The sequence below is a fragment of the Pseudomonas kitaguniensis genome, assembly GCF_049199985.1.
GTDB lineage: Bacteria > Pseudomonadota > Gammaproteobacteria > Pseudomonadales > Pseudomonadaceae > Aquipseudomonas > Aquipseudomonas kitaguniensis.
On record NZ_JBLZPT010000004.1, the window covers coordinates 139,737 to 164,776 of the forward strand.

Consider the following 25,040-nt stretch of genomic DNA (forward strand, 5'->3'; position numbering starts at 1 on the left):
TAGATCATGGACATGAACCTGCTTCACGACATCACCTTTTATGTGATGTACGCCGCGATGGCGATTGCGATCTTTATCAGCATCGAACGCGGTATTTACTTCGCCTACGTACGCCGTCAAGCGCGGGCCTTGACCGACGTGCTCGGCGCCAATGTGCACAGTGAGCGCGACTTGCCGCAAAGCCTGACGCGCCGTGACAGCCTGCCGCTGAAAATGGTGCTGCCGGTGCTGGCACAGAAGGCGTCGCAGGGTTCACGCAAGGACCTGGACGACGAAATCGAAACCCAGTACCTGAAGACCCGCGCGCCGTTGTCGCGCAGCCTCTGGATCATCGAAACCATCACCACTGCCGCGCCATTGCTCGGGCTGCTGGGCACCATTCTGGGCATCATCGACACCTTCAAGGCGCTGGCCAGTGCCGGCGTGTCCGACCCGGGCCAGATCTCCGGTGGTATCGGCACGGCCTTGTTCGCGACCGGTTTGGGTATCGCCATCGCGTTGTTCTGCGTGGTGTTCCACAACTTCTTCCAGGACAGCCTGGAGCGCATCAACGACCAGCTGAAAATCCTGCTGATTCGCGCCGCCACCGGCGCACGTGTACAGGGTGAAGTACCGCACCTGGTGCCGACCGTGTTGCACAGCCGCACGGCTTGACCCTCCCCTGGCGGGCGCTGCCTGCGCCCGCCATTTTTTTGCCCGATGAGACGCCCATGCCCCTTTCGATGAAGTTGCGTATCGCAGGCCTTGCCGGCTTGCTGCTCAGTCCGCTGGCCCAGGCGGACTTTTCAATTGCGGGGTTTGAACTGGTGCACACCGTGCCGGTGGACACCACGCTGGGCACCGCCGATTTGCGCCAACCGGGGCCGGTATGGACCGCGTTGTTTGACAGCGCCAAAAGCAGCATCGATATCGGCCAGTTCTACGCCGCCGACCAGCCAGGTTCGGTGATGGACAAGGTCATCGAGCACCTCGAAGCCGCCGGCAAACGCGGTGTGAAGATTCGCTTTTTGCTCGAAGAAAAAGGCATCAAGCTGTCGGACGCCGCCACCCTGCAACGCTTGCGCGCGATCCCCAACCTGACCTTCCGTGTGCTGGCGTACGCGCAACTGAGTGGCGGGATCATCCACGCAAAATACATGGTAGTGGACACCAACCAGGCGTTTATCGGCAGCCAGAATTTCGACTGGCGCTCGCTGGAACACATCCACGAAACCGGTCTGCTGATCACTGACAAGACGGTGGTGAGCCAGGTCCAGTCGATCTTCGATCAAGATTGGCAAGCGCAACAGGCGCTCGCCGAACACACCCCCGTGCCTTTACCGGCGGCCGGCAAAGAGCCTGCGCGCACCGGCAACTACTTGGTCGCCAGCCCGCAACGCTACAACCCGCCCGGCGTGGGCGATTCACAACTGGAACTGCCGCGCTTGCTCAGCGAAGCGAAAAAAGAGGTGCGAGTGCAGTTGCTTGATTACGCACCGCTGTCCTACGGGCCGGACAAAACCCGCCCGTACTACGCGGTAATCGACAACGCCGTGCGCGCGGCCGCAGCGCGTGGGGTGTCGATCAAGCTGATGGTGTCCAACTGGAACACCGACGCGCTGGAACTGCCTTACCTCAAAAGCCTGGCCGTGCTGCCCAACGTAGAGGTCAAAATCGTCACGCTGCCCGAGGCCAGGCAAGGTTTTATCCCGTATGCGCGGGTGATCCACAGCAAAACCATGGACATCGACGGGCACGTGGCCTGGGTCGGCACCAGTAATTGGCTCGGCGGTTACCTGGATAACTCACGCAACCTGGAAGTAGTGATGCACGACGACGCAATGGCCAAGCGCATCGGCGAACTGCATCAGCAATTGTGGGACGGGCCGTATGCCAAACCACTGGAAGTGATGGCGCACTACCCGGAGCCGCATCCTGGCAAGCCCTGACCGATACCAGCTCCCCCACACACCCAACCTCTCTTGTGGGAGCGGGCTTGCTCGCGATAGCGTCGGGTCAGACAAGTATTGTTCAACTGACACACCGCTATCGCGAGCAAGCCCGCTCCCACAGTTGAATCGCTACAGCCCGGAGAATTTTTCCTGCTTCAAGGCCTCCCTATCCCACGCCTGGTGATGGTAGTGTGTGGAAATATTTCTGACATATTGATCAGAAATCTCCGACTCTAACTTCGCAAAGGAATGCCGTCAGCAATGCACTTCCCTATCAAAAAAAGCCTGGCTATCGCACTGTTTAGCGCCAGCCTCTCGGCAGTCGCCACCCCAGCATTTGCCAACATCAGCGCAGAACAAAGCGCCACCATCGTCAAACATTTCAGCGATACCTCGGTCACTGATTTTCGCGGTTTCCTCGGCGCTCTGGCCAAGGGCGACCTGGGCAAAACCGGCGACGCGGGACCGGCCATCAGCGCCTTTCTCGCCCATCAAACCCTGACCGCCGACCAGCAGAACGAAATCAATCGTCTACTGGGCATTTACACGCGGGTGAAGTACGGCAAAGCCGCCCTCGAAACCCTGCGCGAACTGGTGGAAATCCCGACCTTCAATATCGATGGCCTGCCGCAGTACAAAAACCCGGAATTCCTCAAGATCGCCGACAAGATTCAGAGCCTGGCCAAAGCCTTCAACCTGAACTTCCGTAACATCGACAACCGCGTGTACGAAATTTCCCTGGAAGGCAGCGGCACTGAAGTGGTCGGCATCCACGCTCACGCCGATGTGGTGCCGGTAACCCCGGAAAACTGGGTGCTGAACGACGGTACGCGGCTCGACCCTTTCAAGGTCACGCTGATCGGCGACCGCATGTATGGCCGCGGCACCGAGGATGACAAGAACGGCATCGTGGTTGCCCTGTACGCGATGAAGGTGATCAAGGAAGAGAAGCTGCCGCTGGCGCGTAACTTCAAGCTGCTGGTGGACACCACCGAAGAAACCATGGGCGACGCGATCCCCTACTACTTCGAACGCAACCCCACGCCGCAATACAACCTGGCGCTGGATGGCGGCTACCCGGTGGTCATCGCCGAGAAAGGCTACGGCACCGTTATGGCGAGTTTCCCGGTGCGCAAGGGCGTCGGTAACGGCGCGGAAATCATCGCGATGACGGGCGGCATGGCCACCAACCAGATTCCATCGGCGTCAGTCGCGACGCTGGTCAGCGACACACCGGCCGAGCTGGCGGCCAGCTTGCAAACTGCCGGTGCCGAGTACGCCAAGCGCAATGGCGGCGATTTCGAGGTGGCCGCCAAGGTGGTCGGCAAAGACGTCACGTTGACGGTCACCGGTGTATCTGCGCATTCATCGGCGCCGCAATCGGGCGTCAACCCGGTGGCGCGCATGCTCGGGTTGATCCACAGCGTCGATGGCAAGATCGCGCTCAAGCACAACCACATCACCGACGCCGCGCGTTATGCGTCCGACAACTGGGGCCTGGATTACCTGGGTGGCCAGTTGGGCGTGGGCTTCTCCGATGCATTCATGGGGCCGCTGACCGCCTCGCTGACCTTTGTCGGGCAGGATGACAAAGCCTTCAAGTTGGCCGTGAACCTGCGCGTGCCGAAGGGCAAGTCCCCAGAGACACTCAAAACCGAAATCGCCGACAAGCTGAGCGCCTGGGACAAAACCTCCAAAATCGAGGTGAACTTCACCTACTCGGTGGCGGCGCCGATGTACCGCAACCCTGAAGGTGAGTGGGTTAAAGCCTTGTTGGCGGTTGCCAGCGAAAACCTCGGCATGCAACACACGTTCGGCACCTCCGCCGGCGCCACCTCCGTGCATGACCTGCCCAACGGTGTGCAATTTGGCCTGGCGCGGCCGGAGGTGAAGTACACCGGGCACACCGACGGTGAGTTCAAGACCGTCGAGCAGTTCCTGCTCGATTTGCAGATCGTCACCGAAATGATGGGCCGTGTCGGGCAGTTGCCGACGCTCTGACTAACCATTGCGCCTGCTGTTGCGCGCTGCATGAAAACGCCGATCATCGCTGATCGGCGTTTTCATTGATCACCTGCATCAGCCTGCCGCGCCAAGGAACGGCAGCGCCAGGTACAGCTTGATCACCACCGCATTGGTGATGTCGATAAAAAACGCGCCGACCATCGGCACCACCAGAAAGGCAATCTGCGAGGGGCCAAAGCGCTGAGTCACCGCCTGCATGTTGGCAATCGCGGTGGGCGTGGCGCCCAACCCGAAACCGCAATGACCTGCCGCCAGCACCGCCGCATCATAGTTGCTGCCCATCACCCGAAACGTCACGAAAATCGCGAACAGGGCCATCAATAACGCCTGTGCAGCCAACAGAATGACAATCGGCAATGCCAGCGCCGCCAGGTCCCACAGCTTGAGTGACATTAACGCGATCGCCAAAAACAACGACAAGCTGACATTGCCCAGCAACGACACCTCACGCTCAAACACCTGACGCCAGCCCATCGCCGACAGGCCGTTGCGCAACAGCACCGCGACGAACAGCACACACACAAAGGTCGGCAACTCAAACGCGGTGCCCCGAATCAAACCACTCAGCCAGGTGCCGACCTGCAGGCTGATCGCAAGCAACGCCAGCGTCTCGATAAACGAGAACGCGGTGATCGTGCGTTCCTGATCGGGCCGCTCAAAACCTTCCGGCTGGCGCGCTTGCGCCTGCTCAATCGCCGGCACCTGCACACGCTTGATCAGCAAGCGCGCGACCGGACCACCAATCAACCCGCCCAATACCAAGCCAAACGTCGCCGAAGCAATTGCCAGTTCAGACGCCGACGCCACGCCATACTTCTGACTGAACACTGCGCCCCACGCCGCGCCCGTGCCGTGCCCACCCGACAAGGTGATGGAGCCGGCCAGCAAGCCCATCAATGGGTCCAGCCCCAAGGCCTTGGCCAACGCGATGCCCATGGCATTTTGCAACACCAGCAGCGCCGTCACGACCAGCAGAAACATACCCAATACACGCCCGCCTTTTTTCAAGCTGGCAAAGTCGGCATTCAGGCCGATGGAGGCAAAAAACGCCAACATTAATGGCGTTTGCAATGAAGCGTCGAATCGCACTTCGATACCCGCCACTGCGCGCAACACAAGCAGTGACGCGGCAACCAATAAACCACCGGCAACCGGCTCTGGAATGCTGTAAGTCCGCAAAAAGCCGATTCGGGCCACCAGCCAACGCCCCAGCAACAGCACTAAAGAGGCGGCGACCAGCGTGGAATAAAAATCGAGTTGAAGCATCTGGGCAGTTCTCTGAAGTGAACAGGGCAAAAGGACTGGCCAGAGTAGAGGTCGCTGAACGGGTAAACACCCACTCGACGACACTCAGAGGAAACTACAGACAATTCCTACGCACTTCACAACCTGCCCTACGCGCCGGGAGAAAAAGCCGCACACACAAAAACGCCGATCATCACTGATCGGCGTTTTCGTTAAATATGGAGCGGGAAACGAGACTCGAACTCGCGACCCCGACCTTGGCAAGGTCGTGCTCTACCAACTGAGCTATTCCCGCAAATGGCGTCCCCTAGGGGACTCGAACCCCTGTTACCGCCGTGAAAGGGCGGTGTCCTAGGCCACTAGACGAAGGGGACACGCTACTGAAACACATGGTGTGTATTTCAGTGCCCAGAGGCCTCGTCCGAAGACGTTACCCTGGTTTCACTCAATGCCGCCCGAGGGCAACACTGCTTAAAAATTGGAGCGGGAAACGAGACTCGAACTCGCGACCCCGACCTTGGCAAGGTCGTGCTCTACCAACTGAGCTATTCCCGCATATGGCGTCCCCTAGGGGACTCGAACCCCTGTTACCGCCGTGAAAGGGCGGTGTCCTAGGCCACTAGACGAAGGGGACACACGTACAACATTCACTCCCTACCGCGTTTCGCTGTGTGCTTTACGCTGTAAGTGGCGCGCATTCTATGGATGGATTTAAAGGTCGTCAACCCCCATGGATAAATTTATTTAAATCAATGACTTCGCCCAGCTTTACCGGCCTGCACGGGCATTCCGCCCGCCCGGGCTTTGGCGCCTATATTCTGGCGTCCAACAAGACGCTATAGTTGCCGCAGGCAAATGATGGCAATGTGCACCTATCGAGCCAATGATTACCTATATAGAAGAAACTACCTGGGCAACTGGTCGAACAACTCTATCCGCCGGATGGCCCAGTCACTACACTCCACCACAAACCCTATAAAGAGGTCACACCGGTGACACCACTCATGATCACCCTGCTGGTAATAGTCGGGATCGTAATATTGATCGCCATTGGCTATATGAACCACGTGGTGGAAAACAACAAACTGGAAAAGAAGCGCACCGAGATCGAGCTTAACGATCGGCTGCGTCGCTGCGGTGAAATCACCGAGACATTCCCTGGCCAGTTAATGACCACCAAGCTCAAGCTGTTGTTGACGCGCCTGGAACTCAACGTTAATCAGCGACTGTTGAACATCAACAAATCCAGCGCACCGCTCAAGGCGCGTATTGCTGAGTTGAATGCACTGATCGCGCAAGGCGAATCGATTCCGGTGAACAACCCGCCCGCGCCGATCCAGACCGAAGCCAAGGCCAAGGATGTGCGGTTTTTGCTCGAAGCCCTGCACGGTCAAGTCACCCGCGCCGCCCAGGACGGTTTCCTGCCGGCCAATGAGGCCAAGCACTGGATCAAGGAAATTCGGCATATCCTGGTGCTGTTGCACATCGAATTCTTCACCAACCTGGGCCAACACGCCCTGGTGCAAGGCCAGCCTGGCCAGGCACGTCTGGCGTTTGAGCGCGGCGTACAGTACCTGCGCAAGCAGCCGGAGCCGGTGTTCTACAGTGCGCAATTGCAGTTATTGGAGAACCAACTGGCACGCGCCAACTCCACAGTGCTGACCAACAGCGAGCCCGTCGAAGACGAAGTCAACGAACTGACCGAAGGCCTCAAGGTGGTCGACGCCGACGCCGAGTGGAAAAAGAAAGCCATCTACGACTGACCCCGCGCCTTGTGTGGCGAGCCACCTCGCCACATGCCATCACTTTGCATCTATCCTCCCGCTGCCGACTAGCGTAAAAAAGTGCACCTCACTCCATGAAGTTAGAGGCCTGCTATGCCTGTCGCCGTGATTGATGGACAACCGCTGCACTATGTTGACCAGGGCACTGGCCCGGTTGTCGTGCTGGGCTCGAGCTACCTGTGGGGCAGCGAGATGTGGGCCCCGCAAATTGAAGCCTTGTCGCACCGGTATCGGGTGATCGCCCCCGAGCTGTGGGGCCATGGCGAATCCGGCCCGCTGCCGGCTCACACCCGATCCCTGGATGACTTGGCGCGCCAAACCCTGGCGCTGCTGGACCACCTCGACCTTGCGCACATCAATTTGGTCGGCTTGTCGGTCGGCGGCATGTGGGGCGCACGCCTGGCGTTACTGGCACCTGAGCGCATCAACAGCCTGGTGCTGATGGACACCTACCTCGGCGCCGAACCCGAGCCTACGCGGCAGTACTATTTCTCGCTGTTCAAGATGATCGAAGACGCCGGCACTATCCCTGAGTCGCTGCTGGATGTGATCGCACCGATCTTTTTCCGCCCCGAGATTGATCGTCAATCGGCGCTGTACCAGGACTATCGCAAGGCGTTGCAGGCCTTTTCCGCAGAGCGCCTGCGGCAGAGCGTGGTGCCGCTGGGCCGTCTGATATTCAGCCGCACCGACATCCTCGACCAATTGCCGAACCTGGACCCCGACACCACGCTGGTCATGTGCGGCGAGCAGGACAAGCCACGACCACCTGCCGAATCCAAAGAAATGGCGGACCTGATTGGTTGCGGCCTGACCCTGATTCCCGACGCAGGGCACATCTCTTCCCGCGAGAACCCGGAATTCGTCAACGAAGCGCTGTTGACGTTCCTCGCCAACAACGCCTGATAGCCGCCCTGCCCTTTGATCGTCGCCAGTTGCGGCGATCAAAGGCGGAAGTGCCCCACCATGCCCTTGAGCTCCGCCCCCAACTGCGCCAACTTGATACTCGACGCGGCATTGCCCTGCATGCTCAACGCCGATTGATCGGCGCTCGCGCGAATACTGGTGACGCTGCGGTTGATCTCTTCGGCGACCGAGCTTTGCTGCTCGGCCGCTGCGGCTATCTGCTGGTTCATCTGCTGGATCAGTGACACCGCTGCGGCAATGCTGCCCAACGCGCTCTCGGCTTCCAGCGCGTCGCTGACCGCCAGTTTCACCAGCTCGCCGCTCTGCTGGATCTGCTGCACCGACGACTGCGCCGCGCCGCGCAAGGTACTCACCAGTTGCTCGATTTCCTCGGTCGATTGCTGAGTGCGTTTGGCCAGCGCCCGCACCTCGTCGGCCACCACCGCAAAACCACGGCCTTGCTCGCCTGCGCGCGCCGCTTCGATCGCCGCGTTAAGGGCGAGCAAATTGGTCTGTTCGGCCACACTTTTGATCACGCTCAACACGCTGCCGATGTTGTGGATTTCTGCACTCAGGCTTTCGATGCTGACGCTGGCATTGCTGCTGGAAGTAGCGAGCTGCTCAATGCGCTGCAAGCTCTGGCGCACCACCTGCTGGCCGCTTTCGACTTTGTGATCCGCTGTCTGCGCGGCTTGCGCGGCCTGTTCGGCGTTGCGCGCCACGTCATGCACGGTGGCCGTCATCTGGTTCATCGCCGTGGCGACCTGCTCGGTCTCCTCCTTCTGGCTGCTGACTTCGGCATTGGTTTGTTCGGTGACGCTGGACAACGAATGCGCCGAACTGGCCAATTGCTCGATTCCCGCCTGCAGCCCACTGACCATGTGGCTGAGGCCGCTGCCCATCTGGTGCATGGCCTGCATCAATTGGCCGATCTCATCACCACGACTGACCTGCATGCGCCCGCTCAGGTCGCCGTCCGCAATCTGTTGCGCCACTGCGATGACACTGCGCAGCGGCGTCACGATCAAGCGGGTTATTACCCACGCCGCGATCAAGCCCACCAACAGCGCCAGGGCTGACGAGCCAATAATCAACAACGCGCTTTCTTTCAGTTGCACCTGCATCGACTGATCTTCGGCGTCATACGCCTGGTTAACCCGGCTGACCACTTGATCGGCACGCTCATGCAGCTGTTTGTAGACGCCTTTTTCCTGCGCCAGCAACCCGGTGTATTCGCCGAGTTTTTCGCTGAACGCGGCGATGTGCCCGGACACTTCGTTGAGCACAGTCTGATAACCCGCGTCCGTTACCGACGTTTTCAGTCGTTCCAACCTGAGCCAGCGCCTGGTCAGCCTGTTCGATCTTGCCTTGCCCGGCGTCGTCTGCATCAGCCTTGCGGCTTTGATCCAGGCGCACCTGCGCTTGGTTCATGGCTTGCAACATCAACCGCGACACCTGGCTGATCTGCCCCGACTGCAGGATAAATTCGGCGCCGTCTTTACCCTGGCTTTCTTTGAGCGCATAGGTGCCATCGTCGGCGAGGCCGGCCTGCAACACGTCAAGGTTATTGGCGACGCTGGACACCGACCAACTGGCCATTTCCAGCGCCAGCTCTTTGGCTTGGGTGAGCTCGACGAACTCGTCGAACGCCTTGCGATAAGCTGCCAGCGCCTGTTCAACCTCGCTCATCACTGGCACATTGGCGGACGACTGGGCTTTCAGGCTGGCGGCCAGCGCGGCCAAGGCGTCGACGCTTGCATGCAGCGCCTCAACGGCTTTGGGGTCAGCGTGCAGCGCGTAATCCTGTTCGATCAAGCGCACCTTGAACAGGCCGCTGTTGAGCGAAGACATCGCGTTGAGGCCTTCGAAACGCTGGCCAATGGTTTCCAGGGAGCCCACACCAATGGCTGCCACCAAGGCCGTCAGCAGCAGCACCAGGGCGAAACCCAAGGCCAGTTTTTTCGCCATACCGAGGTTGGCGAAACGTCGTTGCACGGCCGGTATCATTGCCTGGAATCCTCTTGCAATGGCGGATGCCATCAAGCCTGATTTGCGTGCCGCGAGATTCGCAACCACAGGCCACCGACACAAGACGTTGGCGCCACAATAATGGCAAAAAGCTACACTCCCGTCGTTTTCAGAATGGTCGAGGTCGATTTGGCTGGCCCCAGCGCGCGGAACAGCGCCAGCGCACGCTGATCGGCGGCATACGCCACATTAATCCGCAGCCAGTGGCTGTGTTCGCCCTTGGGACTGAACAGCGCCCCCGGCGACAACAAAACGCAGAGTCGCCGTGCGCACGCCTGCAACCGCGCGGGGTCGCCCACGCCAGGGCGTGCCCACACAAACATGCCGCCGGCAGGCACAGCAAAGACTTCCCATTCCTCATCCTCCAGCGCCTGCAAGGTAAACGCCATTTGCGTGTTCAGGCGCTTGCGCAGGCGCTGTACCCACTTGCGGTAGGTGCCATTGGCCAGCAACGTGGCGACCACGGCTTCGGCGAAGCGTGAAGTGCCGATGCCAGTGAGTGTTTTGAGGCTGACCAGTTGCGCGATGATGGCCGTGCTGGCGCTGAGGTAACCCACGCGCAACGCACTGCTGAGGGTCTTGGAAAAGCTCGAAATATAGATCACCCGGTCATCATGCGGCAGCGCCGAAAGCCGCGTGCAACTGGCGTGCTGCAAGTCGCCGTAAACGTCCTCTTCAACGATCAGGAAGTCTTCGCTGCGCGCCAGTTGCAAAAGACGCTCGGCCACCGCACGGCACAGGCTGGTGCCGGTGGGGTTGTGGTACAGGCAATTGATGAACAGGCACTTGGGACGATGGCTTTGCAGCAGCGTCTCCAGCACCGGAATATCCGGGCCGCCCACGGTGCGCGGAACCTCCAGCAACTTGACGCCGTGGCGCTCCAACTGGCGATAGAGGTTGGCGTACCCCGGCGTCTCTACCACCACCGTATCACCGGCCTTGAGCAGCGTGCGTATCAGCAAGTCCTGTGCGTGGCTGGCGCCATGGGTGGTGAGGATGCGGTCGAGGCTGGTGGCCACCTTGATCCGGGTCAGCCGCTTGAGCAGTTGCTCGCGCAACGCCGGCAACCCTAACGGCGTGCTGTAGTTGAAAAGGCCGGCAGTGTCGGTGCGGCTGATTTCGCGTATGGCATAACAAAGGTCATCGCTTTCGCGCCACGCATCCGGCAACCAGCCGCAGCCCAGGTTCAACTCGCCCAACGGGCTGTCGACATAGACGCCCCAGCCCAGCTCGGCGCCTTCATACCAGTGGCTTTCATGCGAAACCCGCGGCTCGGCCACGGCAAATACCGAGCCTTGTTTTGACACCAATAACCCCTGCGCAACCATCCGTTCACAGGCCTCGATCACGCTGGACTGGCTGAGCAGGTTGTCGAGGGCCAATTGACGGACAGACGGCAAGCGCGTGCCTGGGCTCGCCTCGCTTGTGCGAATCCATTGCGCCACCGCGCTGACGATTTGCTGCACCACCGGTACAAGGGCTTGTCGATCGATCCCTAAATCCATGAGCCACTCACTTCAACTGTCTGTTATTCAACCCAAAACAGTTAAGCACAGAAGCCCGTAAAAACTGGCCGTAAAAACCATTAAAGTATTGATTTTATTGACTTATTTACCTCCTGATACACATTCACGCGCGGCCTTTTGCCAGCCCTGGAAACGCCCCACAACGCCCCTCGCCTTTTCGAATAGGCCGTGACGTGGTGTCCTAGATAGCCGTCGCGCCACCGTCCACCGCCAACGCGTGGCCGGTGGTGAACGCGGCGCCGTCGCTGCACAGGTAGAGCACTGCACTGGCGACTTCCTCGACGCTGCCAATGCGCCCAACCGGGTGCATCGCAGCGGCAAACTCAGCCTTGCGCGGATCAGCTTCATAGGCCCGACGGAACATATCGGTGTCGATGACCGCAGGGCACACCGCGTTGACGCGAATTTTTTTCTTCGCGTACTCGATGGCCGCCGACTTGGTCAGGCCGATCACGGCATGCTTGGACGCCGCATAAATACTCATTTTCGGCGCGGCGCCCAGCCCTGCCACCGACGCGGTATTGACGATAGCCCCGCCGCCTTGGGCGAGCAGCAGCGGCAACTGATACTTCATGCACAGCCACACGCCCTTGACGTTGACGCCCATGATGGCGTCGAACTCGTCGAGGCTGCCGTCGGCCAGCTTGCCTTTCTCGATCTCGATACCGGCATTGTTAAACGCATAGTCCAAGCGACCGAAGGCTGCGACGGTCTGGGCCATCAACGCTTGCACATCCGCTTCCAGCGTGACGTCACAGCGCACAAACGCAGCCTCGCCACCGGCCTGGCGGATCAGCCCGACCGTGCCCTCGCCGCCCGCCGCGTCCAGGTCGGCGACCACGACTTGCAAGCCTTCTGCGGCGAACGCCAACGCAGTGGCGCGGCCAATACCGGCGGCGGCGCCGGTCACCAGGGCGACCTGGCCGGAAAACGTCATGCTCATGGGAGATGTCCTCTGCAAGAAATAGCCGTGGGCCGAGTCTAGCCAACGCGAGGGCACGCGCGTCAGCACTATCAGAAGCCCGGTGGGCACCGTATGGATCGCGGTGATAAAGCCGCCCGGCCAACTATCAGCCACGTCTATCGGCGGCCATTCGCAGCGGTTGCAAAACCTTGCCCTCAACGCGCTGAAGGGCTATCACTCAGGTTCATTTATAAAGAGTGCTTGCCATGACTGCCCAGACCAATCGCCAATTCCTGCTCGCCAAACGCCCGGTCGGCGCGGCCACGCGGGAAACCTTTACCTACCAGGAAGTGCCGGTGGGCACGCCAGGTGATGGGCAAGTACTGGTGCAGAATGAATACCTGTCGCTGGACCCGGCAATGCGTGGCTGGATGAATGAAGGCAAATCCTACATTCCACCTGTCGGCCTTGGTGAAGTGATGCGCGCGCTGGGCGTGGGCAAAGTGATTGCTTCGAACAACCCCAAATTCGCAGTCGGCGACTACGTCAACGGCGCGTTGGGCGTGCAGGATTATTTTGTCGGCGAACCGCGTGGTTTCTACACGGTCGACCCGACACTTGCGCCGCTGCCGCGCTACCTGTCAGCCCTGGGCATGACGGGCATGACCGCCTACTTTGCCTTGCTCGACACCGGCGCGCCCAAGGCCGGGGAAACCGTGGTGATCTCCGGCGCCGCCGGTGCGGTGGGCAGCATTGCCGGGCAGATCGCCAAGATCAAAGGCTGCCGCGTGGTCGGGATTGCCGGTGGCGCCGACAAATGCAAGTTCCTGCTGGATGAGTTGGGCTTTGACGCCGCCATCGACTACAAAAGCGAAGACGTGCCTGCCGCCCTCAAGCGCGAATGCCCCAAAGGCGTGGACGTGTATTTCGATAACGTCGGCGGCGAAATTCTCGACGCTGTGCTCAGCCGCCTGGCGCTTAAAGCCCGCGTGGTGATTTGCGGTGCCATCAGCCAATACAACAACAAAGAAGCGGTCAAAGGCCCGGCTAACTATTTGTCGCTGCTGGTTAACCGCGCGCGCATGGAAGGGTTTGTGGTGATGGACCACTCGGCGAACTTTGCCGCGGCAGCGCAGGAGATGGCCGGGTGGATGGCGCAGGGCAAGCTCAAGAGCAAGGAAGACATCGTGCAAGGCCTGGAGACGTTCCCGGAGACCTTGATGAAGCTGTTCAACGGTGAAAACTTCGGGAAACTGGTGCTGAAGGTTTAACCGCTCACTCAAACCGAGGGCGGGCCAGTATGGGAGCTGCTTGTGTGGGAGCGGGCTTGCTCGCGATGGCATCAACCCGGTACGCCTGATGGTCCGAGGCGCCTGCATCGCGAGCAAGCCCGCTCCCACAAAAAGCAAAAGCAAATCTGCTGTGTATTCAATTCAACCAACACACTCAGCGATCAGGCAATCTCGGCAACCACCGCCGCCAACGCCTTCGCAGGGTCCGCCGCCTGGCTGATCGGACGCCCGATCACCAAATAATCCGACCCCGCATCCAACGCCTGACGCGGCGTCAAAATACGTCGTTGATCATCCACAGCGCTGCCCGCCGGGCGAATCCCCGGCGTCACCAGTCGCAGCGACGGATGCGCCGTCTTCAACGCCTCAGCCTCCAGCGCCGAACACACCAGACCATCCAGGCCAGCCTTTTGTGCCAGTGCCGCCAACCGCAAAACTTGCTCTTGAGGCTCAATATCCAAGCCGATACCGGCCAAGTCTTCGCGCTCCATGCTGGTCAGCACCGTCACACCGATCAGCAAAGGCTTCGGCCCGCTGCGCTGCTCCAGCACCTCACGGCAGGCGTTCATCATGCGCAAGCCACCGGAGCAATGCACATTGACCATCCACACGCCCATCTCGGCCGCCGCTTTCACCGCCATGGCCGTGGTATTCGGGATGTCATGAAATTTCAGGTCGAGGAACACCTCAAAACCTTTGTCACGCAATGTGCCGACAATTTCTGCCGCGCAACTGGTGAACAGTTCCTTGCCGACCTTGACCCGGCAAAGCTTCGGGTCCAACTGGTCAGCCAGCTTCAGTGCGGCGTCACGAGTGGGGTAATCCAGGGCGACGATGATAGGAGTCTGGCAAACGGACATTGGAATGGGCTCTCAGGCAAGTCGAAATCGGCGCGGATTGTAGCGCAAGCCGCGCCATTGCGGGATCCGATGATCGGTAAATACTGACCAACCGCGCTACAACGGTGATCCAGGGTAATTGTTTCAAAGCTGATACATTCACGACATGCCCCCAACACGCCCCAAGGCTAGCCTCGCCCGCATGACCCACCGTTCAGCACTTCCAGCCATGGGGCTGGGCGCCTATGCTGACAGCAACAACCAGGCAGATGATCGCACTATGCATACTTCTTCAGTCTCTGTGAACGACGAGCAAAAAGGCGCGGTGATCGCCGATGAAAAGCGCTGGAACACCCGCGCGCTGATCGTCGATGACGATGTGCCGATCCGCGAGCTGCTGATCGATTACCTGGCGCGCTTCAATATTCTCGCCGTCGGCGTGACCGATGGCACCGCCATGCGCCACGCCATGCAAGCCGAGACCTTTGATGTGGTGGTGCTCGACCTGATGCTGCCGGGCGAAGACGGCCTGTCGCTGTGCCGCTGGCTGCGCGGCGAATCGGACATCCCGATTTTGATGCTCACAGCGCGTTGCGAACCCACCGACCGGATCATCGGCCTGGAACTGGGCGCCGACGACTATATGTCCAAACCGTTCGAACCGCGCGAACTGGTGGCACGCATCCAGACGATTCTGCGCCGGGTGCGCGATGACCGTACCGAGCAACGCGCCAATATCCGCTTCGACAACTGGCGCCTCAACAGCGTGTTGCGCCAGTTGGTGGCCGACGACGGCCTGGTGGTGCCGCTGTCCAACGCCGAGTTCCGCTTGCTGTGGGTGTTTATCGAACGGCCGCGCCGCGTGTTGAGCCGTGAGCAATTGCTCGACGCCGCGCGTGGCCGCTCCATCGAAGCGTTTGATCGCAGCATCGACTTGCTGGTCTCGCGGCTGCGCCAGAAGCTGGGCGATGACCCCAAAGCCCCGCAGTTGATCAAAACCGTACGCGGCGAAGGTTACCTGTTCGACGCGCGGGATATTGGCTGATGCGCAACGCCTTCAACACGCTGTTCGGCAGGTTGTTCGGTGTGTTGTTGTTGGCCATTGTGTTGGCCCATGCACTGGCCTTCTTCTGGTTTCACCACTACGACCCGCCACCGCCGCAACGCCAGGAAACCTTCATCGAGCAGCCGGATGGCTCGATGGTGCCGCTGCACAGGGAGCACCGGCGCCCGTGGTTTGGTGGCCCGATAGTGCCGCTGACGTTCCAGTTTTTTTCGCTGATTATTGCGGCCTGGTATGGCGCCAAGCTGCTCAGCCGGCCGATCCAGCGCCTGAGTGCAGCCGCCGAACGCCTGAGCCTCGACCTCGACAGCCCGCCGCTGAATGAATCCGGGCCGCGCGAGGCGCGCCAGGCCGCGTCGACCTTCAACCTGATGCAACGGCGTATTCGCGAACAAGTCAGCCAGCGCGCGCGCATGCTCGGCGCGGTCTCGCATGACCTGCGCACCCCGCTGTCACGCCTGAAGTTGCGCCTGGAACAGATCGAAGACAGCAAGCTGCAAGGCCAGATGCGCCAGGACCTGAACGACATGATCAGCATGCTCGACGCCACCCTGAGCTACCTGCACGAACAGCGCACCAGCGAGACCCGGCATTGGCTCGACGTGCAGGCGCTGGTCGAATCGCTCAGCGAAAATGCCCAGGACCAAGGCTCTGACGTGCAGTTTGCCGGCAGTTGCGTGCCGTTGCAGGTGCAGCCAATGGCCCTGCGTTCATGCCTCAACAACTTGATCGACAACGCGCTGCGTTACGCCGGTACGGCGCGTGTGGAGTTGAGCGACAGCCGCGAAGCGCTGGTCATCCGGGTAATCGACCACGGCCCCGGCATTGCGGCGGATAAACGTGAGGCGGTGTTCGAGCCGTTCTTTCGCCTGGAAGGCTCACGCAACCGCAACTCCGGCGGCGTCGGCCTCGGCATGACGATTGCCAAGGACGCGGTGGAGCGCCTTGGCGGCCGCCTGAGCCTTGAAGAAACCCCAGGCGGCGGTTTGACCGCCGTGGTGTGGCTGCCTAGGGCTTAAACGGTTTTGTCGTCGCGACGCACTTGAGCCTGGGTTGCACTCCAATCCGTCAACAAGCTGTACGCCACCGCGAGCAAGGTCGGGCCGATAAACAGGCCGATAAAACCGAAGGCGATCAGCCCGCCAAACACGCCCAACAGCACAATCACCAGCGGCAAGTTGCCGCCTCGGCTGATCAGGTACGGCTTGAGTACGTTGTCGACGCCGCTGATGATGAACGTGCCCCACACCCCGAGAAATATCGCGTAGGTGTAATCGCCCTTCCAGGCCAGCCACGCCGTCGCCGGTATCCACACCAGCGGCGGGCCCATCGGGATCAGGCTGAGCAGGAAGGTAACGATGCCCAGCACCAGCGCGCCCGGCACGCCCGCGATCAAAAAGCCGATCAGCGCCAGCACGGCTTGCGCGGCCGCTGTACCGATCACGCCGTTAACCACACGCTGCACCGTACCGGCCACCAGTTCGATGTAGTAACCGGCACGTTCGCCGATCAGGCGTTCCAGCAAGCGATGCACAAATGTCGCCAGGCGTGGCCCGTCACGGTAGAAGAAAAACACGAACACCAGGCTTAACGTTAGCTCCAGGATGCCGCCGCCGATCTGCGCGCTGCGCGCCAGCAGCCAATTACCCACCTGCCCCAAATACGGCTTGATGCTGACCATCAGCGCCGCGCCCTGTTGGTCGATGCTGTCCCACGTCGCCACCAGGCGCTCGCCGATAAACGGGATCGAACCCAGCCAGGTCGGCGCAGCAGGCAGGCCGTCGACTTGAACATCTTTGATCAGGCCCACGGCGTCACGTACATGGTCTGCCAGGTTGAACCCCAGCCACACCAGCGGCACTGCCACCAGCAACATCCAGCACAGTGTGAGGATGCCGGCCGCCAGGGACTCGCGACCGCCCAGCCAGCGGGTCAGCAAGCGCATCAGCGGCCAACTGGCAAACGCCAGCACCGCGCCCCAGAACAGCGCCGACCAAAACGGCGCCATCACCCAGAGGCTGGCACCAAACAACACCAGCAGCAGGATTTGCACCAGTAGGCGATCGTTATTGAGCATCGGGTATCTCGAGAGAAGGCTGTAGGAAGAGAGCTTAGGCGAACGGCGCGGGTCCGTTCGCCTTGTTACGGTTAGCGTATCAGATGCAGGTGCAAACCCTTAGCGTCACCGCTGCCGATTTCCAGGCGAGCGGCACGCACACCGCTGTCGATCAAGCCCTGGCGCCAGGCATCGGCCGCAGGCCCGCTCAAGCTGACGCGCAAGGTGGCGTCAAGGTTCAAGCCACGTGAAATCAGGGTCAGCCAGTTGGCCTCAGGTGCGCTGCCCAGCGCCGGAAAGTCCAGCTCACCGGTGCTTTTCAGTTCACGCAGCAAGGTCGCCGAGGTGGGCAACACATCCCCCAGCGGTGCGCTGGCGTCGAGTTGCTCTACATGCAGATAGGCGCGGCGATTGCCTCGGGTGATGCCGTAAAGCGCCACCAGTGAGTTGTCCTGCGGGGCGGCGAGGCGCAACAACAGGTACTCCTGCTGGCCGTCGGCGCCGACCAGCTTGGCATTGCCGAACACTTCATTGGCCCACAGGCTGCTTTCGCCGCAATCACGCGCCTGGCACCAGAACAACAACTGCGCGCCCTTGGCCTGCAAGGCCTCGCGCGTGGCGGTAAACGCGGCGCTGGAGGTGTGTTCGGCAGGCAGTTCATAGGTGATTGCAGTGGCTTGGCCGCGCGCGGTGGCCTGGCCTTCGTAGCGCAACTGGCCGCTGATCTTGCGAATCGCGCCCATCGGGTAGACGCGTTCCTTTTCTTCAGCGGGTCGGTAATCGACGATTTGCGCGTCGACCTGACGGGCCACGGCAGGCAGGTCCTGGCTTCCCGGCACATCGGCGGCGAACACCAAGGGGCTGAAACAGCACAGCCCGAGGGCACGGATACATCCTTTACGCAGGCTCATCGGATCGTTGAGCCTTGGCCATTGGAGGTCGCTGCGGTGTTGATGTTGAACGCGTGCATGGTTGACTCCCTTTCAATCCGCCCAGCCTCGGCAGTTGACCCCGCCAAGTCAAGGCATGGAGAAGAACCGATTGAAACAGTCTGCAACAAGAGCTGCGCCGGGCTCATCGTTCAGGTGCAAATGATGGCCGCCTGGCAGCGTGGTCACCGTGAAGGGTAGTTGAGAAAGCAATTCGGGATGTTTCGCCAGCATGCCGTCAGCCGCGACCACCAACTGCGTCGGGCAAGCCACTCGCCGCACAAACGCCATGGCTTGTTCATCGGTCAGACGCATCGGCGACGCCAGGGTCAGGCGACTGTCCGTGCGCCAGGTATAACCGCCCGGCACCGGCATCAAACCGCGCTGGGCCAGCAGTTCGGCGGCTTCACGGCTCACCGCCACCAGGCCTTTCATGCGCGCTTCAACCGCACCATCAAGCGTGCTGTAAACCGGTTTGCGCTTGCCCTGCAGGTTCAATTGCGCTTGTAACGCCATGCCCAGTCGCTCGGCCGCGCTGTCGCCGGAGGCGGTTGGCGGCAGCACACCATCAATTAATCCCAGGTGCGTGACACGCTCAGGCAAGGCACCGGCCAACACCAAAGAGACGATGGCGCCGAGCGAATGACCAAGTAATGCAAAACGTTTCCAGCCCAATTGTTCGGCGACTTGCAGCACATCGTGCACGTAGTCCCACAAGGCGTAACCCGCCCCGGCAGGACGATGCGCAGAATGCCCATGGCCCGCCAGGTCCAGCGCTACGATGCGCAAACCCTGCAGTTTCGGCGCCAGCCGTGCAAAGCTGTTGGCGTTGTCGAGCCAGCCATGCAGGGCGATCACCGGCAAACCCTGTTCGGGGCCAAACAGGTGCGCTGCCAACTCGATATGCGCCAGGCTCAGGCGCACTTCCTCGACCGGCGCGCTCATGCGCAATTGCGCTCGCGGGCTTGCCAGCGGCAGAACAGGTCTTTGATCAGGGTCGCGGTGGCTTGAGGGCATTCGAGGGGGAACATATGCCCACCCGGCAAGGTGAGCATCTCGCCCATCGGCAGGCGGCCGACGCCACTGACATGGTGCCGCATCACCACGCGGCTTTGGCGCCCGCGCACCACCGCCAGCGGCACTTTCAACTGGCGAACCTGGCCGGGGCTGGTGTGCGGTATGCCGCGGTAGATGCTGATTTCGGTGGCCGGATCAAAGCGCAGGCGCAGGCGGTCGCCGACTTGTTGCAGGCCATGTTGCAGGTACGCGTCAAAACACTCCGGGTCAAAACCCCGAAACAGCGTCTTGCCGGCAAAGTAGCTGCGCGCAGTGTCCAGGTCAGCGAACTCTTCGCGGCGGCCCAAGGTGCGCCCGGCCGGCGTCAGGCGATCGATAAAGCCGAAGCGCTTGGCGGCGCGAATCAGCCAGCGGTCTGCGCGGGTCAGCACCGGCGAATCGAGCATCACCACGCCACGGTAGAGCTGCGGGCAACGCATGGCCGCGTGCAAATGCAACACGCCGCCGAGCGAATGGCCCACGCCCCACACCGGTTCCGGCTGCTGCTCTAGATGGTGGATCAGCTCGTCAACCAGGTTCTGCCAGTTGTCGTCCACCGGAAACCTGGGGTCGTGAGCGTGCTGCGGCAGGTGAGCCACTTTAAACTCAGGCGCCAGGGCGGCAAACAACTTGCCGTAGGTGGCCGAAGGGAAGCCATTGGCGTGGGCAAAAAACACGGGCTGCGACATACCGGACCCCTCTACAAGAACAGAGGTTGATTGTCGCCACGCCAAGGCAGCGCCGCAATGACTGTAACTGCCAGGAATGATGACACTCACGCCATGCCTATCGTGCCGGAGGGTTCTCGCCCAGCGGCACCACGGCGACGGTCAGGCGCGACACGCAACTGGCTTTGCCGTCGTCGCTGGCCAGGCGAATATCCCATACCTGCGTGGTGCGGCCGATGTGGATCGCCCGCGCCACCGCCGTCACCCGCCCGCTGCGCACACCGCGCAGGTGGTTGGCGTTGACCTCCAGCCCCACGCAGTAGAATTTGCTGGAATCAACGCACAGGTAGGCCGCCACTGAGCCGACACTTTCCGCCAGCACCACCGACGCCCCACCGTGCAGCAGGCCGTAAGGTTGATGGGTGCGGGCGTCGACCACCATGCTGGCCGTCAGGGAGTGGTCATCGAAGCTTTCAAAACGAATATCGAGCAGCTCACCAATGGTGTTTTTCTGCATGGCATTGAGTTGTTCGATATTCGGTTGGGTGCGCCACAGGCTCATGTGAAGGTCCTTCCTGGTTTTATGATGAACCTAATCCTGCCACACAATTGTGCGGGTGGGCTGCGCTGGCCTACGGGTGTTTTACGCTGATCAGGCTCATCAGGCCCGCCAGCGGAAAGTCCCCTTCCAGTTCGGCCAGGCTGGCGGTGTGCATCGGTTGCGGCTGACGTTGATGGCCGTGTTGCAAAAAGCTGATCAGGCTGCCGACCAAGGGCTGATGGCTGACCAGCAGCACATTGTCGTCGGCGCCATCGGTGTCGAGCTGTGCCAGCACCTGTAACGGGTTGCCCTCCGGCGTCAGCCAAGGCACGGTTTTGATCGCTGGTTCAAAGCCCAACGCGTCGCGCACCAGCTCTGCGGTCTGCTGCGCACGCACGTACGGGCTGGCGAGGATGGCGCTGATGGGCTGGCCGATGAGGTGGGCGGCACTGCGTAACACTTCGCCGCGCCCGTGTTCGGTCAGGTTGCGCTCGGCGTCGGTGCGCGCCTGGGCCTGCGCCTCACCGTGGCGCAAAATCCACAGCTTCACAGTTTTGGCTCCTCATCACGCACCGGGTGCGGCGCCGGTGGCACGCTGTGCGCGGCTTCGCCTTCGGGTGCGCGCGGGGTGGGCCAATCAGCGAATGGCCAAGGCTTTTGTTCGGTGTGGAAGCTGCCGAAGCGGCCGATCTGCGCGAGGAACTGGCTGAGGCTGTCGCCGAAGTTCATCAGGCCAAGGTTCGGCGCGCTGTAGACCAGGCGATAAATCAACTGCACCACCACCAGCCCGCCTAGCAGGAACTGCGCCACCTGCCACACCAGGGCAAACACCAGCATCCACAGGATACGCAGCAAAATGGACTCGTATGTGGGGGCTGCTTTCGGATCGTTCATAACGCGTGCCTCAGTTGAAACCACTGGTGGAAATAAAGTCGACATCGGTTTTCGGTTCAGCGCGCATCAGCAACTCGATGACCTGGTTCAGCGTGCGCCCTTCAAACAGAATCGCATGCAGCCCGGCGACCAGCGGCATATACACGCCGACTTCCTGTGCCTTGGCCTTCAGCACTTTAAGCGTATTGACGCCCTCGGCGACTTCGCCCAGGCGCGTCACCGCGTCTTCCAGGCTCAGGCCCTGGCCCAAGGCAAAACCGACTTGGTAATTACGGCTTTTTGGCGACGAGCAGGTCACGATCAAATCGCCTACGCCCGCCAGCCCCAGAAACGTCATCGGGTTGGCGCCCTGGTTAACCGCAAAACGGGTCATCTCGGCCAGAGCACGGGTGATCAGCATGCTTTTGGTGTTTTCGCCCATGCCAAGGGCTACGGCCATGCCGGCAATGATCGCGTAGACGTTTTTCAGCGCCCCGCCCAACTCGACGCCGAAGCGATCGCTGCTGGCATACACCCGGAACGTGCGACCGTGCAGCACCGCTTGAACGCGCTCGCACAGCGCCTCGTCTTCACTGGCGACCACGGTGGCCGTCAGCGCATGCTCGGCGACCTCGCGTGCCAGGTTTGGCCCGGACAGCACACCAATACGCGCCAGAGGGGCGATCTCCTGGAGAATTTCGCTCATCAGCTTGAAGGTCTGCGCCTCGATGCCTTTGGTCAGGCTGACCAGCAACTTGCCCGCCAGCCGTTCGGCGTGCGGTGCCAGCACCGAACGCAAGGCGCTGGAGGGCAGCGCAACGAAGCACAGGTCGCATTCGGTCAGCGTGGCCAATAAGTCCGTCACCGGCTCGACCGCCGGGTGAATCTTGATGCCTTTGAGGTAACGCGGGTTTTCGCGGTGCACGCGAATCGCCTCGGCCTGCTCGGGATCGCGCATCCACTGGCGCACCGCATGCCCGTTTTCAGCGAGCAGGTTAGCCACGGCGGTACCAAAACTTCCGCCTCCAAGGACCGCAATTGGGCGCTGTTCAGTCATATGCAATCCGTTAATCCATACCAGTGACGATGGCGGCATTATACGGGGCGACCCGCTTGCGGCCAGCCCCCGTATCAATTCGCGCGCCTGTCGGAAAATGCTACCGTTCTGTGAACTAATTGCCAGTACGGTGAATGGCAAATGGCCTGACCTCAGTTAACATGGGCGGCTATCCGTAATTATCAAGGCCGTGCCGTGTACCCAGGCCCTCCTACCCGCCCCTTTCTGTGGTTGATGCTGTTGTGCAGCGCACCTGCGCAGGCTGATGACCTGTTTCTCGACAGCCAGCCGCTGCCGCAAGTGCTCACCGCCACCCGCCTCAAGCAATCGGCGGCAGCCGTGCCCGGCAGCATGACCGTGATCGACAGCGAGCTGATCAAGGCCAGCGGCGCACGCGACATCGCCGAGCTACTGCGCCTGGTGCCGGGAATGATGGTCGGCTACACCACCGGCAACCAGGCCGCGGTGAACTACCACGGCACCAGCGCCAGCGACGCGCGGCGCATGCAAGTGTTGATCGACGGGCGTTCGGTGTACCGCGCAGGCTTGGCGACGGTGGACTGGAGCGATATTCCGGTGGCCATGGAAGACATCGAGCGTATCGAGGTGTTTCGCGGCCCCAACACGGTCAGCTACGGCGCCAATGCATTAATGGCCGTGGTGAATATCCTCACGCGCTCACCGGCCAACAGCCATGGCTCGCGGGTAAAAGTGGTGCGTGGCGAACGCGGGATCAACGACTTCTATGCAAGCCAGGGCGTGGGCTGGGAGACCGGCGACTTGCGCCTCTCCTTGTCCGGGCAACAGGACGATGGGTTTGACAGCGATGCCGTCGGCGCCGACCGCCGTGACGGCCGCCGCCTCAGCCGCTTCAGCCTGGCGGTGAGCCAAACCCTGAACGCGCAGCAGAGCATTGATTTGCAATTAAATGCCAAGGAAGGCACCAATCAGCGCCCTTATACCTACACGCCGGTATTCGCCGGGATTACCGAAGGCGGTACCAATTCCGACGTCGCCGCCAAGGACTACGCCGGTTCGTTGCGCTGGAACTTCGAGCTTAACCCCGAACACAGCCTGTATATCCAAGGCTCAGCCCAGCAATGGAACCGCCAGCAGATCTGGAAAGCCTGTGACGCCAAGGTTTCGTTCAGCCCGCAATTGACCCAGCTGTGGCAGCTCAACCCCAACTATGCCGAATTGCTTGCACGGCACATGGACACCTTCAGCCAAGCCACTGCACCACCGGGTAGCGCCACTGAACAAGCGCTGGGCAACCAGGTACTGGACCAGTGGCGCGACGGCGCCAACCAAAGCGTATGCGGCGACATCGACCAAAGCACCCGCGAGAGCCGCTACGACCTCGAGGTACAGGACACCCTGAGCCTGTCCGACAGCCTGCGCCTGGTCAGCGGCATGAACTACCGCTACGACCGCGCCGACTCCGATACTTATTTCAATGGCACCCTCGACGACACCACCTGGCGTTTGTTCGGCCACCTGGAGTGGCGCGCCAGCGAGCACTGGCTGCTGCAAGGCGGCGCCATGTACGAAGACACGAAGTTGAGCGGCAACTCGCTGACACCACGGGTGGCGGTCAACTACCTGATCAACCCGCGTCACGGCTTGCGCGCGGTGTATTCCGAAGCGATTCGTTCGCCGGACATGTTCGAGAACAACGTCAACTGGAGCTATCGCGTCACCAATCTCAGCTCCCCGGCCTATGGGCAAAACGCCGGGCAATATTTTGTGGTGACACGAGGCCCCGGCAATCTCGATAAAGAGTTGATGCGCTCAAGAGAGCTGGGCTACAACGGTTTCTTTGCCGACCTTGGACTGAATGTCGACGTGAAACTGTTCTACGACGAAATCACCGACATGATCAGCTCGCCGCTGCGCAACAACCAATACATCGCGAGCAACGCCAACAACGCACGGTTTACCGGTGCCGAGTCGCAGTTCGACTGGCGCATGAGCAGCGCTGACCGCTTGCGGCTGACCTATGCTTACGTCGATGCGACGTCCAGCAACCCGTTGGACAAGGCGCAAACCGCACGTAACAGCGGCTCGGCCGGCTGGCTGCGAGAATGGGGCCGAGGCTGGTCCAGTGCGTTGTTCTACTATGGCGACGACGCACTCAACCAATATCGCTTCGAACGCGTCGACTTGCGCGTGGCCAAGCGCATTGCCGTGGGCAAAGCCAACGTGGAGCTGGCCGGCATGTTGCAACAACGCCTGGATAACCAGCCCACCACCTGGGCCGATAACAATTACGACAGCCGCCACGTCCTCTACTTCAGTGCGGAGTTAGAGTTCTGAC

At 61.0% G+C, this 25,040-nt stretch carries 21 protein-coding genes, 4 tRNA genes and 1 pseudogene; 9 read left to right on the forward strand and 17 right to left on the reverse strand.

Features of this window, described 5'->3' with window-relative positions; translation table 11 throughout:
• Window positions 1-6: 6 nt before the first annotated feature.
• From ACOZK9_RS07775 to ACOZK9_RS07785, 3 genes are all read left to right on the forward strand, one after another.
• Window positions 7-654: a MotA/TolQ/ExbB proton channel family protein gene (locus ACOZK9_RS07775; protein WP_421555589.1), complete on the forward strand. Its 648-nt coding sequence runs from the start codon at window positions 7-9 to the stop codon at window positions 652-654.
• A gap of 56 nt (window positions 655-710) precedes the next feature.
• Window positions 711-1,928, forward strand: coding sequence for a phospholipase D-like domain-containing protein (locus ACOZK9_RS07780; RefSeq protein WP_421555590.1), 1,218 nt, complete (start codon window positions 711-713; stop codon window positions 1,926-1,928).
• Window positions 1,929-2,192: 264 nt separating this feature from the next.
• The gene (locus tag ACOZK9_RS07785) at window positions 2,193-3,932 is read left to right on the forward strand and encodes a dipeptidase (RefSeq protein WP_421555591.1); all 1,740 of its coding nucleotides are present in this window, start codon (window positions 2,193-2,195) and stop codon (window positions 3,930-3,932) included.
• Window positions 3,933-4,010: 78 nt separating this feature from the next.
• On the opposite strand, the gene gltS is transcribed toward ACOZK9_RS07785, so the two are convergent.
• The 5 genes from gltS to ACOZK9_RS07810 form a co-directional block, all read right to left on the reverse strand.
• On the reverse strand, window positions 4,011-5,222 hold the full coding sequence (gene gltS, locus ACOZK9_RS07790; RefSeq protein ID WP_058411691.1) for a sodium/glutamate symporter: 1,212 nt from the start codon (window positions 5,220-5,222) through the stop codon (window positions 4,011-4,013).
• Between the two features lie 198 nt (window positions 5,223-5,420).
• Window positions 5,421-5,496, reverse strand: a tRNA-Gly gene (locus ACOZK9_RS07795).
• A gap of 3 nt (window positions 5,497-5,499) precedes the next feature.
• A tRNA-Glu gene (locus tag ACOZK9_RS07800) sits at window positions 5,500-5,575 on the reverse strand.
• A gap of 105 nt (window positions 5,576-5,680) precedes the next feature.
• Window positions 5,681-5,756: transfer RNA gene (locus ACOZK9_RS07805), tRNA-Gly, on the reverse strand.
• Window positions 5,757-5,759: 3 nt separating this feature from the next.
• Window positions 5,760-5,835, reverse strand: a tRNA-Glu gene (locus tag ACOZK9_RS07810).
• 358 nt (window positions 5,836-6,193) lie between these two features.
• On the opposite strand from ACOZK9_RS07810, the gene ACOZK9_RS07815 reads away from it, so the two are divergent.
• Both ACOZK9_RS07815 and ACOZK9_RS07820 read left to right on the forward strand, forming a co-directional pair.
• The gene (locus tag ACOZK9_RS07815; protein WP_058411692.1) at window positions 6,194-6,964 is read left to right on the forward strand and encodes a hypothetical protein; all 771 of its coding nucleotides are present in this window, start codon (window positions 6,194-6,196) and stop codon (window positions 6,962-6,964) included.
• Window positions 6,965-7,078: 114 nt separating this feature from the next.
• Window positions 7,079-7,891: an alpha/beta fold hydrolase gene (locus ACOZK9_RS07820; protein ID WP_421555592.1), complete on the forward strand. Its 813-nt coding sequence runs from the start codon at window positions 7,079-7,081 to the stop codon at window positions 7,889-7,891.
• 38 nt (window positions 7,892-7,929) lie between these two features.
• On the opposite strand, the pseudogene ACOZK9_RS07825 reads toward ACOZK9_RS07820, so the two are convergent.
• The 3 genes and pseudogenes from ACOZK9_RS07825 to ACOZK9_RS07835 form a co-directional block, all read right to left on the reverse strand.
• Window positions 7,930-9,898, reverse strand: a pseudogene (locus ACOZK9_RS07825) (methyl-accepting chemotaxis protein).
• A gap of 113 nt (window positions 9,899-10,011) precedes the next feature.
• Complete coding sequence (locus ACOZK9_RS07830) at window positions 10,012-11,424, reverse strand: aminotransferase-like domain-containing protein (protein WP_122249579.1); 1,413 nt, start codon at window positions 11,422-11,424, stop codon at window positions 10,012-10,014.
• A 202-nt stretch (window positions 11,425-11,626) separates the two neighbouring features.
• On the reverse strand, window positions 11,627-12,388 hold the full coding sequence (locus ACOZK9_RS07835) for an SDR family oxidoreductase (protein ID WP_058411696.1): 762 nt from the start codon (window positions 12,386-12,388) through the stop codon (window positions 11,627-11,629).
• A gap of 227 nt (window positions 12,389-12,615) precedes the next feature.
• On the opposite strand from ACOZK9_RS07835, the gene ACOZK9_RS07840 reads away from it, so the two are divergent.
• Window positions 12,616-13,620 (forward strand): NADP-dependent oxidoreductase, encoded by a 1,005-nt coding sequence (locus tag ACOZK9_RS07840; RefSeq protein ID WP_099239182.1) that lies wholly within the window; start codon window positions 12,616-12,618, stop codon window positions 13,618-13,620.
• Window positions 13,621-13,802: 182 nt separating this feature from the next.
• Here the strand turns inward: ACOZK9_RS07840 and pyrF are convergent, their stop codons facing one another.
• Complete coding sequence (gene pyrF / locus ACOZK9_RS07845; protein ID WP_421555593.1) at window positions 13,803-14,501, reverse strand: orotidine-5'-phosphate decarboxylase; 699 nt, start codon at window positions 14,499-14,501, stop codon at window positions 13,803-13,805.
• A gap of 259 nt (window positions 14,502-14,760) precedes the next feature.
• On the opposite strand from pyrF, the gene ACOZK9_RS07850 reads away from it, so the two are divergent.
• Window positions 14,761-15,525 (forward strand): response regulator, encoded by a 765-nt coding sequence (locus tag ACOZK9_RS07850; RefSeq protein ID WP_058411778.1) that lies wholly within the window; start codon window positions 14,761-14,763, stop codon window positions 15,523-15,525.
• Window positions 15,525-16,562 (forward strand): sensor histidine kinase, encoded by a 1,038-nt coding sequence (locus tag ACOZK9_RS07855; RefSeq protein ID WP_058411699.1) that lies wholly within the window; start codon window positions 15,525-15,527, stop codon window positions 16,560-16,562. The genes ACOZK9_RS07850 and ACOZK9_RS07855 overlap by 1 nt, the downstream gene beginning before the upstream one ends.
• Here ACOZK9_RS07855 and ACOZK9_RS07860 read toward each other — a convergent pair.
• From ACOZK9_RS07860 to ACOZK9_RS07895, 8 genes are all read right to left on the reverse strand, one after another.
• Window positions 16,559-17,620, reverse strand: a complete 1,062-nt coding sequence (locus tag ACOZK9_RS07860) for an AI-2E family transporter (RefSeq protein WP_058411700.1) — start codon at window positions 17,618-17,620, stop codon at window positions 16,559-16,561. The genes ACOZK9_RS07855 and ACOZK9_RS07860 overlap by 4 nt on opposite strands.
• Before the next feature lie 71 nt (window positions 17,621-17,691).
• Entirely contained in the window at window positions 17,692-18,510 is an 819-nt protein-coding gene (locus ACOZK9_RS07865) for a DUF4892 domain-containing protein (protein WP_058411701.1), read from the reverse strand.
• A 108-nt stretch (window positions 18,511-18,618) separates the two neighbouring features.
• On the reverse strand, window positions 18,619-19,473 hold the full coding sequence (locus ACOZK9_RS07870; RefSeq protein WP_152750647.1) for an alpha/beta hydrolase: 855 nt from the start codon (window positions 19,471-19,473) through the stop codon (window positions 18,619-18,621).
• A complete protein-coding gene (locus ACOZK9_RS07875) occupies window positions 19,470-20,273 on the reverse strand; it encodes an alpha/beta fold hydrolase (RefSeq protein WP_152750649.1) in 804 nt (267 codons plus the stop codon). The genes ACOZK9_RS07870 and ACOZK9_RS07875 overlap by 4 nt, the downstream gene beginning before the upstream one ends.
• A gap of 97 nt (window positions 20,274-20,370) precedes the next feature.
• On the reverse strand, window positions 20,371-20,814 hold the full coding sequence (locus ACOZK9_RS07880) for a hotdog fold thioesterase (protein WP_421555594.1): 444 nt from the start codon (window positions 20,812-20,814) through the stop codon (window positions 20,371-20,373).
• Window positions 20,815-20,884: 70 nt separating this feature from the next.
• Window positions 20,885-21,343 carry a phosphohistidine phosphatase SixA gene (sixA, locus tag ACOZK9_RS07885; RefSeq protein ID WP_058411705.1) on the reverse strand — a complete coding sequence of 153 codons (459 nt, stop codon included), beginning with the start codon at window positions 21,341-21,343 and terminating at the stop codon, window positions 20,885-20,887.
• On the reverse strand, window positions 21,340-21,687 hold the full coding sequence (locus ACOZK9_RS07890) for a DUF4389 domain-containing protein (RefSeq protein ID WP_421555595.1): 348 nt from the start codon (window positions 21,685-21,687) through the stop codon (window positions 21,340-21,342). Before ACOZK9_RS07890 ends, sixA begins: the two co-directional genes overlap by 4 nt.
• Window positions 21,688-21,697: 10 nt before the next feature.
• Window positions 21,698-22,723 (reverse strand): NAD(P)H-dependent glycerol-3-phosphate dehydrogenase, encoded by a 1,026-nt coding sequence (locus tag ACOZK9_RS07895; RefSeq protein WP_058411707.1) that lies wholly within the window; start codon window positions 22,721-22,723, stop codon window positions 21,698-21,700.
• A gap of 195 nt (window positions 22,724-22,918) precedes the next feature.
• Here ACOZK9_RS07895 and ACOZK9_RS07900 point away from each other — a divergent pair, with 195 nt between their 5' ends.
• Entirely contained in the window at window positions 22,919-25,039 is a 2,121-nt protein-coding gene (locus tag ACOZK9_RS07900; RefSeq protein WP_341869427.1) for a TonB-dependent receptor plug domain-containing protein, read from the forward strand.
• Window position 25,040 lies beyond the last annotated feature (1 nt).

What these genes read in the sequence shown, in the direction of transcription:
- ACOZK9_RS07775 (WP_421555589.1), top strand. Translation starts at nt 7, where the DNA reads ATGGACATGAACCTGCTTCACGACATCACCTTTTATGTGATGTACGCC.
- ACOZK9_RS07780 (WP_421555590.1), top strand. Translation starts at nt 711, where the DNA reads ATGCCCCTTTCGATGAAGTTGCGTATCGCAGGCCTTGCCGGCTTGCTG.
- ACOZK9_RS07785 (WP_421555591.1), top strand. Translation starts at nt 2,193, where the DNA reads ATGCACTTCCCTATCAAAAAAAGCCTGGCTATCGCACTGTTTAGCGCC.
- gltS (WP_058411691.1), bottom strand. Translation starts at nt 5,222, where the DNA reads ATGCTTCAACTCGATTTTTATTCCACGCTGGTCGCCGCCTCTTTAGTG.
- ACOZK9_RS07820 (WP_421555592.1), top strand. Translation starts at nt 7,079, where the DNA reads ATGCCTGTCGCCGTGATTGATGGACAACCGCTGCACTATGTTGACCAG.
- ACOZK9_RS07830 (WP_122249579.1), bottom strand. Translation starts at nt 11,424, where the DNA reads ATGGATTTAGGGATCGATCGACAAGCCCTTGTACCGGTGGTGCAGCAA.
- ACOZK9_RS07835 (WP_058411696.1), bottom strand. Translation starts at nt 12,388, where the DNA reads ATGAGCATGACGTTTTCCGGCCAGGTCGCCCTGGTGACCGGCGCCGCC.
- ACOZK9_RS07840 (WP_099239182.1), top strand. Translation starts at nt 12,616, where the DNA reads ATGACTGCCCAGACCAATCGCCAATTCCTGCTCGCCAAACGCCCGGTC.
- pyrF (WP_421555593.1), bottom strand. Translation starts at nt 14,501, where the DNA reads ATGTCCGTTTGCCAGACTCCTATCATCGTCGCCCTGGATTACCCCACT.
- ACOZK9_RS07850 (WP_058411778.1), top strand. Translation starts at nt 14,761, where the DNA reads ATGCATACTTCTTCAGTCTCTGTGAACGACGAGCAAAAAGGCGCGGTG.
- ACOZK9_RS07855 (WP_058411699.1), top strand. Translation starts at nt 15,525, where the DNA reads ATGCGCAACGCCTTCAACACGCTGTTCGGCAGGTTGTTCGGTGTGTTG.
- ACOZK9_RS07860 (WP_058411700.1), bottom strand. Translation starts at nt 17,620, where the DNA reads ATGCTCAATAACGATCGCCTACTGGTGCAAATCCTGCTGCTGGTGTTG.
- ACOZK9_RS07865 (WP_058411701.1), bottom strand. Translation starts at nt 18,510, where the DNA reads ATGAGCCTGCGTAAAGGATGTATCCGTGCCCTCGGGCTGTGCTGTTTC.
- ACOZK9_RS07870 (WP_152750647.1), bottom strand. Translation starts at nt 19,473, where the DNA reads ATGAGCGCGCCGGTCGAGGAAGTGCGCCTGAGCCTGGCGCATATCGAG.
- ACOZK9_RS07875 (WP_152750649.1), bottom strand. Translation starts at nt 20,273, where the DNA reads ATGTCGCAGCCCGTGTTTTTTGCCCACGCCAATGGCTTCCCTTCGGCC.
- ACOZK9_RS07880 (WP_421555594.1), bottom strand. Translation starts at nt 20,814, where the DNA reads ATGAGCCTGTGGCGCACCCAACCGAATATCGAACAACTCAATGCCATG.
- ACOZK9_RS07890 (WP_421555595.1), bottom strand. Translation starts at nt 21,687, where the DNA reads ATGAACGATCCGAAAGCAGCCCCCACATACGAGTCCATTTTGCTGCGT.
- ACOZK9_RS07895 (WP_058411707.1), bottom strand. Translation starts at nt 22,723, where the DNA reads ATGACTGAACAGCGCCCAATTGCGGTCCTTGGAGGCGGAAGTTTTGGT.